The organism is Idiomarina sp. 28-8 (assembly GCF_000320945.2).
Lineage (GTDB): Bacteria > Pseudomonadota > Gammaproteobacteria > Enterobacterales > Alteromonadaceae > Idiomarina > Idiomarina loihiensis.
In genome coordinates this window covers 98768-110795 of the sequence record NZ_DF266792.1, presented here as the reverse complement: position 1 = coordinate 110795, position 12028 = coordinate 98768, and the positions used below count along the sequence as shown (strand labels likewise).

The following is a 12028-nucleotide window of genomic DNA, read 5'->3' as shown; positions in this document are numbered from 1 at the left end:
GCGGCTTGTAGCCGATACGGAAGCCGCCCCAATGTTTTCCATTTACATAAACGGGTACCGATAAGTCGTGCATAACCTCGCCGGTATCGCGTTTGTAGGTCTGTAACAATAACGTTTGCGTGTGAGCTCCGCAACGTGCCCCGGTTTTGTCATTAAATAGCCGACGCGAGCGGTTGCCGACCAGGTCTTTCTTCGGATCACCTGTTAACGGCTTATTAAACGCATCGTTGTGCCGCGCTACATAGCCTTTCGGGTCAGTGGCTATAGCGTAAATAATGTGTTCATGTCGTTTCAGAGTAGGCTCCTGAATAGCGGGTAATATACTCTCGAAAAACTCCGTGTATGGTGTCTTGTATTTTACCGGCTCGGTTCCGGGAACCGCTTGATAATCCCGGGAGAACAGTTGAGAGGACGTCAGCTCGCCTTGCTCAATAGCCTGATCTAAACGTTGCCCAATTTGTTTAGCGGCGTCGGTTGCGGCCTGGTAAATCACTTTATGTTCAGCATCGGCATCATTTTCAACCAAGTGCGCGAACAATTGCTCCGACTGCAATTCCAGTTGCTCGGCCTGCCCGCTTACGTCATCCAGTTGCTGGTATTGTTCAGATAAGTCTGAGTTTACAGAATGCAGAAGCTCACCATTACGGGAAAGATCCTCTGCGTTCTCACCCATTAACCCGGTAATTTTTTGCAGTTGCTGCTCCACGGTTTCGGCTTGTTCTACAATGCTGGCCAGTTGTTCAATAATGCCCTCGGTTGTTTCCGACTGCTGTTCAATGTGCTTTGACAGTTGCTCAATATTATTGACCGCAACCGTGGTTTCATTATGAATCGCTTCCACCAAATTACTCACTTCTACGGTTGCATCCGAAGTTCGTCCGGCCAGCGTTCTGACTTCATCGGCTACAACCGCAAAGCCACGACCATGTTCACCGGCACGCGCCGACTCTATCGATGCATTCAGCGCCAGCAAGTTGGTTTGCTCTGCAATACTGTCAATAACCTGGGTCACTTTACGAATATCATCGGCTTTAGCCTGCAGACCTCTGACCGCTTCCGCACTTTCTCGGCTGTCCGCCACTACCAGAGCTATCTTCTGAGTGAGTTGCTTTATTCTCTCGCGGCCTTCGTGGCTTATCTGCTTGGTTTGCTCTGCAGCAACAGCCACTTCCGATGAAAAGCTTTCTATTCCCTTCGCCCGTTCGCTCACTCGTGACGAGTTATCCACACTTTCTTTCAAACGCTCGACAATATCTGCCAAAACGGATTTAAAACGGCTTATCGCAAAACTAAGCTCTGCCGTTGCTATTGCATTTTTACCGGAGTTTTCGGCCAGCTGATCCGTGCCGTCTCCCTCAGAGGGCTCTTCATCATCCGCTATTCCGGCGGCGCTAAAATAACGGGCATAAAACCAGCTCAGGGCAATAAATAATAAGCTTTGCAGACATAACTGCAGCCACAACCAGGGCACAAAAGCAAGGACAAGGACACCGGCGGCTATTGCCAAAGCCGTTATCAATAAAGGAGGTTTCACATCAACTGTGGACATTTATCTGCTTCCGTAAGGCGTAAAAAACGCAACGTACCATGTATAATTATCGAACAGTTTCCATGAAACTTTATGCTGCTGCACTACGACCTTGGTAGCAGGTGCAGACGGGCAACGCACCCGCCTGCGGTTTTTAAGGTTGGAAATTAACGATTTTTGTCGGTATCAGAGTCGTTGTCTGAGCCCAATTCTTCCTGCTGACGAAGGTAACCAGCGGCCTCTTCATCAGAAGTCTTCGACTGCGATTGCTGCAATCTGTCCTGGTCTGTTGGAATGGCGCGGGTCTGCTCATTTAACTGATGTATCTGTGAGGCATTGCCCAAATCGCGATTACTGGTTATAGAAGCAATAGACTCGCGGTCTTTCAGGAAGTCGATAACATCCTTACGGATAGACGCCATTTCGTCATCCGATTTATGCATTTCCAGAATATGTCGCGGATGCTCCAGATTTTTCATTCCGGTTGCAGCAAAAGTTGTCGACACAATACGTGACACGATAACCCAGGGAGTAATACTACTGCGAACCAGCGTATTTTCTGAGCGAGTACTGTCGTGAATACCGGTACCGGTTGAAATTTTAGACTCAGTAAAGGTTCCTTCGCACTTAAAGTAAATAAGCATGGATTCAAACTGAATTTCCGCATAAAACAGATGCGCGATATTAGCGGCTAAACCCGCAAATGCCCGCAGGACATAGCCAATAAGATAAAAATGAACGGCAGTCATGACTACGCCTGCTAAGGTCATTAAGTCGCTATAGGGAGTCTCTTCAGTCAGCCTATAGTTCATGCTATCAAGAAGTTTGACCACATCGACTGTTGCATAGGCTAAGAAAAACGTAAAAACCACACCGATAATGAACAAGCTATTACCCAGCAACAAGCTGACCAAGCGCGATTTATCAAATAACCCGCCCAGTCCCATAGGTTTTACCTGAGGCTGAATTTCCTGAATCATCTCCCCGCTAAAGGCTCCTTTGCCGTCAACGTGTTCCTGCAAGTTAGGATCCAATTCACGATACACACGGTTTGGCACTTCGCGATAACGACGGTTTGCCATGACCAGATTGTCCAGGTTGATAAAAATCTCTTTAGGGTGCACCGACTCCTGCCAGTTTTCCCGTAATTCAGAGACTTCAGAAACCGGATTCGCATGGGCTAAACGTCTTTTCAGCAACACCACAGTGACAGCCGTGCAAATTAAAGCACCAACAAAAATACCAAATAAGTACCAACCCGCATGAAAGTCCGGCAACGCCGCATAATATTGCTCAACTGTTGCCGCCGTTACGTCTGTTGAAGCCATCCACCAGCTAACCACCAGCCCTACCACAACAGGCAATAACAAGGCGAAAGCAATAATCTTGACCAAATCACCACTGCCCATAGAGTCAATAGTCTGCTCTGCCCCGCGGGATATCGCCTTACCAGCGGCCTTCCATACGTGCATGATGTAAAGCGTCAATAAAACAGTGTAGACAGGGAAAGCCAGCACGCCTGCATCTCCGGCAAAACCAGCCAGGGACACAAAGGCAGCAAAGCCAAACGCAACCATTGCCGTAAGAGTACGCACCCAGGCGCCTAACAGGCGTTGCGCCATATTACGAATGGGATAAGGCATAAACAGTAATTTTGGAAATACCGTGTGAGCTATTCGCGCCAGTAAGCCTTTGGGCTCTATAAAGGTGCTGTTTTTACGGCCCATAAGCATTTCTTCCAGAGCCTGATCGTTATAAGCAACATAACGCGACTCTTCCTGCGCGGTACTGCGCTCAGACTTACTAAAGTTAGGAGCCAGTGACGTAGGGTGATTACGGCCAACAAAGTAACGCAGCATTGCCATAATGCCGCCGCTCAGTACTTTAATGCCGACTGCCAGAAGCGAAATACCGAAAATAGCCAGCACCCACCCCATAATCGGATCTTGCTTTACGGAACCAGCACCTGCTACCAGCAAATATACACCAAACAGCGATTGCACAACCCCACGAATACTGGTTACCAAGCCCTCTGTTTTAAACGGATTTTTTAATCCAAGATCAATCGAACCGTAATCAAACGCCACCGAACTTCCCCTACTCTATATGCCTATAAAAAATAAAGGCTTTAGGTTAGCGGTAAGTTAACTGCTGAGCAATAGAAAAATAAAAGCCTGAAAGCATTGAGCTCCATTGACATCAAGCCATGTGCGTAGCAATCTAAGCCTCTATTTTGCTATCAAGCGGCACAGACTATGAAAACCATCGTTGATCACCTGGCACAGTATGCGGCTTATCATCGGAACCGTAAGAATGTCATGACTCATCTTGTCGGTATTCCACTGATTGTTGTCGGCATCATTAGTTTATTATCACGGCCTGCGCTACCCTTGGACTACTTTTTGATTACCCCCGCCAACTTAGTTGTTCTGGCGGCGGTTATTTTTTATATCCGTCTGGATATCAAGTTAGGTTTGCTCATGACCATTTTGCTATGGCTGTCGCTGTCAGTTGGCCGCGACATAGCCGCATTACCAACCAGCTTATGGCTTAGCTGGAGCATTGGTCTGTTTGTTGTCGGCTGGGTATTTCAATTTATCGGCCATTATTTTGAAGGCCGCAAACCGGCTTTTGTTGATGATATTATGGGCTTAGCCATTGGCCCCTTATTCGTCGTAGCAGAAGTCGTATTTATGTTGGGCTTTAGAAAGGACTTAAAAGCAGCGGTGGAACAAAAATTATGATGGAACTGGATTACCCGCAGTGGTTTCATGATTGGGCGGCAACCCAACCCTGGGCCTACACAATTGGAGCCTGCTTTTTCCTTGTTATAGCGGTTTGGTTGTCTCAGCTTGTGACCAAACACGTTTTACTGCGTGGTATTTCCCGTCTGCTGTCTCAAACCCAGTTGGGCAGTGACCCGGGTATAGGCATTCGCGTTATTGTCAGCCGCCTGGCTCAGGTTGTTCCTGCGTTAGTGCTGTCCGGTGGTATTTATCTGGTGCCGGACTTACCGGAAACCGCCACCACAATCATACGCAACATCAGTATTGCGTACCTCATCCTGACTCTGGCGCGTTCGTTTAGCGCGGCCATGACTAGCGTTAACGAAATATACAGTCGTCAGCCTGACGCGCATACAAAGCCAATAAAGGGTTATCTGCAAATTGCGAAAATAGTGGTCTATGTGGTGGCGACTATTCTCATTATTGCCTCATTGCTGGACCGCTCTCCGGTTATTCTGCTATCAGGAATTGGTGCCATGGGTGCGGTTGCCATGCTGGTATTTCAGGACACCATTCTGTCACTGGTTGCCAGTATTCAGCTCTCATCTAATGACATGCTTCGTGTCGGCGACTGGATTGAAATGCCCCAGTTAAACGCTGACGGCGATGTCATTGATGTGGCACTGCATACGGTTAGGGTTCAAAACTGGGATAAAACCATTACGAACATTCCCACCAAACGTCTTATTTCCGAGTCGTTTAAAAACTGGCGGGGCATGCAGGAAAGCGGTGGACGCCGTATAAAACGAGCGTTATACATTGACCAGAACAGTATTCACTTTTTGTCCGCTGAGCAGAAGAAAAAGCTGAAACGTTTCTCGCTACTTAGCGATTATCTGGAACAAAAAGAAAAAGATATATCTGAATGGAACGCGGGTCTGGAAAAGAAAGGCTTCGACCCTATAAACGGACGTCAGGTAACCAATATTGGTACCTTTCGCGCCTACGTGAAACAGTACCTCAAGCAGCGACCCGACATACACGAAGGAATGACACTGATGGTTCGTCAGTTAAACCCGGGGCCTCAGGGTTTGCCCATTGAAGTGTACTGCTTTAGTAACGATACCGCGTGGGAAATCTACGAAGGTATTCAGTCCGACATTTTTGATCACTTGTTTGCCATACTGCCACAATTTGACTTACAGGTTTTTCAGGAAACCTCAGGGCAGGACGTTCGTTCGGCGGTACAAGCGCTGGAGCTTAAACCCAAAAGTGATGATGAATAAGTTAAGACTGAACTAACACTTTACTGTCATTAAGTCTTCATGTTTACGGAGTAATTTCTTTTACTCTGGGAAAAATGCATGGAGTAAAACAGTGAAGCAATTTAACCGACGTGACTTTTTAAAGCTATTTGCAGCAACGGGCGCAGCAGTCACCGTATCAACCGCATTACAGGGCTGTGCAAGTGTTGGCAAAACCAGTGAGCGCAGCTCCGTCAAGTTTGACCATGGCGTAGCCAGTGGCGATCCAACTTCAAACGCCATTTTGTTGTGGACGCGCGCCGTGCCGGAAAATAGTACAGAAAAACAAGTAGCGCTGGGCTGGGAACTGGCCGCCGATGAAAACTTTTCAAGTATCATTCGTTCTGGAACAGCCACAACAAGCGCCAGCAGAGACTACACAGTTAAAGTCGACGTTACTCAATTATCGCCAAACCAGCGTTACTACTATCGTTTTTTAGGTAAGAACAGCAAAAGCCCCTCTGGCAAAACGCAAACGCTTCCTGAATCTGGCTTAAAACCGCTGAAGTTTGCGGTTTTCTCCTGCTCTAACTACCCCGCCGGTTACTTTAACCCATACTCCGAAGCAGCAAAGGACGATTCTATTGATGCGGTCATTCATTTAGGTGACTACATTTACGAGTATGGCGCAGGCGGTTACGCCACCCAAGGTTCGCAAGAAATTGGCCGCGGCTTACCCGACAACAATAATACAGAACTTTTTACCCTGACTGATTATCGTCGCCGCTACGCGCTTTACCGCACCGACGAAGGGTTACAGGCACTGCACGCACATGCCCCTTTTATTGCCGTGTGGGATGACCATGAAATTAGCAATGACACCTGGAAAAACGGTGCAGAAAACCACCAGGAAGATGAAGGCAGCTTTATTGAAAGGCGCGCAGCCGCAGTTCAGGCGTATTATGAGTGGCTGCCTATTCGTCCGCCACAGGGCGAAGCCAACCTCACTATTTATCGTGATTTCAAATTCGGTGACTTAGTTGATTTGATCATGCTGGATACCCGCGTTATCGGACGTGATAAACAGCTGAATTATGACGACTACCGCGATGCAGAAAGCGGTCAGTTCAATACCCAAAAATTCCAGCAGGACATGTCTTCTGACCGCAGCATCATGGGCAAAAAGCAGTTACAGTGGCTGGTTAATAAACTGAATAACAGCTCAGCGCGCTGGCAAGTTTTAGGTCAACAATTGCTTATGGGGAAAATGAACTTTCCTTCGGCCGCATTCGCGGCAGATGACCGCAGTAAAGTCACACCACTGCTGTTACAAATAGCAGAGCTTAAAAAGCGCCTGCAGAACGGCGAAGAGTTAACAGCCCAGCAAAAGGCAATGGTCACTCAGGTTACTCCCTATAACCTTGATGCATGGGACGGTTACCCCATTGAACGAGAAATGCTCTACCGGGCGGCGCAAAAAGCCAATAAACAGCTGGTGGTTATTGCCGGTGACACTCATAACGCGTGGCACAGCGAGCTGCGCAGTTCAGATGGAGCTCACATTGGGGTGGAGTTTGCCACGTCTTCGGTATCATCTCCCGGAATGGAAACTTACCTAAGTCTGGACACAAAAACTGCAGAACAGCTGGCAAAAGCACTCCCTACGCTTATAGAAGACTTAAAATATACCAACCTGCATCAGCGTGGTTATATGAATCTCTTTGCATCCGAGGACGCGGTAGAAGCAGAATGGGTATTCGTGGACACGATTCGCAGCAAAGACTATCGGGTAGTGAATAAGCACAAAGCGCGCTACACGGGAAGTTAGTTTCTAGCTCGTAAAATAAAAAAGGGAACCATGACACAGGTTCCCTTTTCTCGTTTTAGCACAGTTTTACATACCAAACTTCTTGGTAAACTCTAAATAAAACAAACGCGGTGGACCAGCAATAAAGGTTGGGTTACCAAAGCTTCCGCCCGTATTCCCGGCATCAACCAGGTATTCTTTGTCGAATAAGTTGGTTGCTTTCAACGCCAGACTCCAGTCGGCAGAGTCATTATAAAGACCCAGCGACGCATTCACTAAAGAGACTGAATCCTGGCTAATATCGAGACCCGCTACCGGCGCATTTTCTGGCTCAAAGAACACTTCAGACCGATAAGTGCCGACTACAGAGCCACGCAATGCGTATTGGCTGGAAAGCGCCGCCTCGTATATAACCCCAAGGCTTGAAGTCCATTCAGGCTGAAGACGGAAGCGGTTGCCGGCTAAACTGCCGTTGGTGCTGTCGTCATCAATTTTCGCATCCAGGTACGCCAGGTGCCCAAACAGCTCAATGCCTGCGCCTAAATTCGCATTAATTTCAGTTTCGACACCAAAGTTCGTCGCAGAGCCTGCGTTTGCGGTGTAAAAGTTGCCCGAATCGTCCTGCAGCGTTACCTGAAAGTCTGAATAGTCCTGATAAAACACCGACGCAGAATAACGTACACGGTTTTCGGTTAAGTTTCCTTTAAGGCCGGTTTCATAATTCCAGATAACTTCCGCCGGAATTAAACCAAAATCCCCCACTGCTTCACCCTCTGCATCAAGAGTCGAGCTTACATCAACAACTTCAGAGCGCCGACCTTTTGAAATTGTAGCGAACCAATTGTTGTTGTCGTTCAACTTATAAAGAATATTAAAGCGAGGTAACCAGGCGTCTGAACTGTTGCTTGCAGAAAATACCTCGCCGTCAGTTGAAACAGTCGGCAACAAGGTTTGTGTTGGAAGGCCCAGCAAAGGCAGCAATTGGCTGTTCGGCATGGTCGCAGCAAAGCCACTTTCACGATCTTCTGAAACATAGCGGATACCCGCAGCAACTTCGGTTTTATCGTTTAACTGGTAAGTAAAATCGACAAAAGCCGACCAGGACTCATTGTCACCAAAGTTTGTAAACTCGCCTGCGTATGGAATTTCCTGCAAAGCGCCACCCGTTAATACCGGCGTTAGCTGGTTAACCGAACCGTCAGCATTAATACAAGGCAAACCACTTGGCAAAGCACCGGCGCAATTTAGGAAAATAGATTCTTCTGTGCTGAACGGTACGCGTTGGCTGCCGTCTTCTGTGAAGTAATTTATGCCCCACAGCATTAAGAGATTATCGCCGGCGTAGTTAAAGCGAAACTCCTGACTGAACTGGTCACCTTCTGCATCTTCCCCAAACTCCAGGAACCATGCCTGGGTGCCGTCTGCGTCGAACACTTCCAGTGAGTCGAAGCTGCGATAACCACTCACCGAGGTAAAGCTTAAGCGCGGGCTAATAGTCCAGTCTACGGTTAAATTAATGTCATCGACGGTTCTTTCCAGACCCAGCTTTTCACGGCCTAATACCGAGGCCGAGTAAGGGCTACCTGTCATTTCAACAAAACTGTAGGGGCTGGTGTCGCCGCCGGTCGGCGCGAAAATGCCATTCTTAAAGGAGGTTCCGGTATCTTCGTTTTTCTCATAGCTGTAAATTAAGTCAGCGGTCACCACATCGCTGGGCTGAAAGCGAAGAGAACCACGCAAGGCTTGCCTGTCAACGCCGTTCATGTCGTCCTGACCCGGCGCAATGTTCTCAATAAACCCGTCGCGTTCGCGGTAACTGAACGCCAGCCGTCCACTGACTAACTCGCTACCACCATTAATGAAACCACCCAGTCGTTTCTGAGATTCATTTCCTGCACCAGCGCTTAGCTCGGCGGAGAAGCCAGGCTCTGGCTTACGAGTTATGACACTAATGGCGCCAACCGATGCAGCCGTACCAAATAACGTTGCCTGCGGGCCTTTAACCACCTCAACACGCTCTATATCAAACAGTTCAAAGTAGGAGCCACGTGAGCGTGAGACATCCACTCCGTTGTAATAAACCGACACCCGCGGAGATGCCTGAGCCGAACCGCTGTCTGAGGTAATGCCACGAATAACAAAACCAGGGTTATTCGGGCTTTGTTCCTGAATAACCAAACCCGGCGTCAGATCGGAAATCATATCCAGTTCGTTTAAGCCCAGCTCGTCCAGACGGCTTCCTTCAAACGCACTGATACTGGCAGGCACATCATTAATAGACTGCACACGCTTTTGTGCAGTCACTTCAATTCGCTCAAGTTCATCTGAGGTGTCCTGTTGCGCAAAAGCAACCGGCGCACTTAACGCACAAAGCGCAGCAACAACAGAGTTTAATACTTTATTTGTTGGGAACGGTAATGCCGATGTTTTCTTATAAGTAGTCATAACCCTTAAAACCTTAATGTGAGTGGTTAACGCGTTAACGCCGGGCTAATGTACTGAGGTCAGTTGACGATACGATGACGAATAAATGACGCATTTGTTGCTGATCTGTCAATTTTGTTGAGCCGCCTTATAAATACTTGTATGGTCTCTAGTCCTTTATATTTAAAAACATTAAAGCGGGTGGTATTACTTGATAAAGCTTCCTCCAAAACTGGCAGTCTGCGCGCTTATTATTTTCTGCCTGACTTATTCTCATGCCTCTGCTGGTGACAATTCTTTGCAGCAAGTGTCTTTCCAGTCAGTGCTCGAACTGCCTTCCGGCAGCCCCGATAACAGCTACAGTTACGGCTCTCACCCCTCCCAGTTTATTCAGTATTGGAATGCACCAAAGCAGCCAGACACGGCCGCTAATGTGATTTTTATTCACGGTGGTTGCTGGCTAAAAGAATACGATATTACTCACACCAACCCGGCAAGCAGCGCAATGAGAACAGCCGGCTTTAATGTCTGGTCTGTTGAATATCGCCGTTTGGGCGAGCAAGGCGGAGAGTGGCCAGCGAGTCTCAATGACGTGAAAACCGCAATTCGCTTTATACAGCAAAAGCTCAATAACCAGCCGGTAGCGGTTATGGGCCACTCTGCCGGTGGGCACCTCGCACTTCTGGCTACCACCCGGAATACGCCCTCGGCTGAAAGTATAAACGCAGTTATTGGTCTGGCCGCCATTACTAATATGGTCAGTTACACTCAGGCGCAAGGCAGTTGTAACCGCGCCGCCAGCAACTTAATGAAAACAGCTTACACCAGCGAAGAGGACTACCGTACTGCCAGCCCCAAAGCACAAAAGCTCCACGCCAACACCTGGCTGATGCAGGGTACCAAAGACAAAATTGTCCCCATGAGCCAAACCGCCGATCTCGACGTAAAAACAGAACAACTTGAAGGCGCAGGTCATTTTGACTTGATACACCCGAATTCCTCCGCGTGGGAAGCCATTATTCAGCGACTGAACAAAGAGCTAAAACCATGAACCTTACTGACATAAAAGAACTCGACAGCATTGACCCCTTTGCCCTGCACCGTGAACAATTTCAGTTGCCGGTTAATAAGGTTTATCTGGATGGTAACTCGTTGGGTGCCATGACCAAAGGAACGGCAACCCGCTTACAGCAGGTTATTCAGCAGCAGTGGTCGCAGGATCTTATCAGTAGCTGGAACGAACATGACTGGATTAATCTGCCGCAAAGCGTCGGCGAGAAAATTGCCAGCCTTATTGGCGCACAGCCGGAGCAAACCATTTGCTGTGACTCAATATCGGTCAACTTATTTAAGGCACTGGCAGCGGCACTAACCATCGCGCAACGTCAGGATTCCGACCGCAACATAGTGCTATCCACCAAAGACAACTTCCCGACAGACTTATACATGGTGCAGGGAATTTCACAGTTTTTTGGTGAACACCGTTGTCAGCTAAAGCTGGTTGATGAAAACGAGCTGGAGCAACAGATTGACGATAAAACCGCAATAGTTTTAGCAACTGAAGTGAATTTCAGAACCGGAAGACGGCTTGACGCTAAACAACTTATTACCAGCGCACACAGCCACGGAGCCCTGGTTATTCTGGATTTAGCCCACAGCGCAGGGGCAATGCCCGTGCACCTGGACGACTGGAAAGCAGACTTTGCGGTTGGCTGTACTTACAAATATCTAAATGGCGGCCCCGGCGCGCCAGCCTTTATTTATGCCGCAAAACGCCATCATCAGAATATGAGTCAGCCTTTAAGCGGCTGGTTCGGACATGCCCGCCCGTTTGATTTCACACCAGACTACGAGCCCGCTAACGGCATTCAACAAATGCTAACCGGCACTCCTTCCATTCTCGCTATGGCCGCGATCGACTCGGCGCTCGAAGCTTTTGAGAATGTGGACCTGGAAAAGTTAAGAGAAAAGTCTTTACAGCTGGCTGAGGTTTTTCATCAATTATTAGAAGACGCGGCACTGGGTAGCAGCCTACAGCTTATTTCTCCACAGCAACGTGAACAGCGAGGCAGTCAGTTGTCGTATCGTTACGAGCACGCTTATGGGTTATGTCAGGCACTTATTCAAAGAGGCGTAATAGCTGACTTTCGTGCCCCAAATTATATCCGCTTTGGGTTTACCCCTCTTTATAACAGCTTTGAAGATATCTGGAAGGCCATTGAGCAGTTGCGGCAAGTTATTGAAGCCAAAGAACATCTCGATTCTCGTTGGCAAAGTCGTAATACCGTAACCTGAAACA

8 protein-coding genes are annotated in these 12028 nt (G+C 48.1%); 5 read left to right on the top strand and 3 right to left on the bottom strand.

Going from position 1 to position 12028, the window contains the following annotated elements; all coding sequences use genetic code 11:
- The coding region (locus RJ32_RS15440) for a methyl-accepting chemotaxis protein (RefSeq protein ID WP_034822176.1) at positions 1 to 1549 on the bottom strand (1549 nt) is incomplete at its 3' end.
- A gap of 146 nt (positions 1550 to 1695) precedes the next feature.
- Positions 1696 to 3615 (bottom strand): hypothetical protein, encoded by a 1920-nt coding sequence (locus tag RJ32_RS10725; protein WP_034822173.1) that lies wholly within the window; start codon positions 3613 to 3615, stop codon positions 1696 to 1698.
- 168 nt (positions 3616 to 3783) lie between these two features.
- Between RJ32_RS10725 and RJ32_RS10720 the strand changes: the two genes are divergently transcribed.
- The 3 genes from RJ32_RS10720 (at position 3784) to RJ32_RS10710 (ending at position 7326) form a co-directional block, all read left to right on the top strand.
- Positions 3784 to 4272 (top strand): DUF962 domain-containing protein, encoded by a 489-nt coding sequence (locus RJ32_RS10720; RefSeq protein ID WP_034822170.1) that lies wholly within the window; start codon positions 3784 to 3786, stop codon positions 4270 to 4272.
- Positions 4269 to 5540 (top strand): mechanosensitive ion channel family protein, encoded by a 1272-nt coding sequence (locus RJ32_RS10715; protein ID WP_011235402.1) that lies wholly within the window; start codon positions 4269 to 4271, stop codon positions 5538 to 5540. The genes RJ32_RS10720 and RJ32_RS10715 overlap by 4 nt, the downstream gene beginning before the upstream one ends.
- Positions 5541 to 5631: 91 nt before the next feature.
- The gene (locus tag RJ32_RS10710; protein WP_034822167.1) at positions 5632 to 7326 is read left to right on the top strand and encodes an alkaline phosphatase; all 1695 of its coding nucleotides are present in this window, start codon (positions 5632 to 5634) and stop codon (positions 7324 to 7326) included.
- 66 nt (positions 7327 to 7392) lie between these two features.
- On the opposite strand, the gene RJ32_RS10705 is transcribed toward RJ32_RS10710, so the two are convergent.
- A complete protein-coding gene (locus tag RJ32_RS10705; RefSeq protein ID WP_034822165.1) occupies positions 7393 to 9750 on the bottom strand; it encodes a TonB-dependent receptor in 2358 nt (785 codons plus the stop codon).
- Between the two features lie 190 nt (positions 9751 to 9940).
- Between RJ32_RS10705 and RJ32_RS10700 the strand changes: the two genes are divergently transcribed.
- A complete protein-coding gene (locus RJ32_RS10700) occupies positions 9941 to 10780 on the top strand; it encodes a S9 family peptidase (RefSeq protein WP_034822162.1) in 840 nt (279 codons plus the stop codon).
- Positions 10777 to 12024 (top strand): kynureninase, encoded by a 1248-nt coding sequence (kynU, locus tag RJ32_RS10695; protein ID WP_034822159.1) that lies wholly within the window; start codon positions 10777 to 10779, stop codon positions 12022 to 12024. Before RJ32_RS10700 ends, kynU begins: the two co-directional genes overlap by 4 nt.
- Positions 12025 to 12028: the final 4 nt, after the last annotated feature.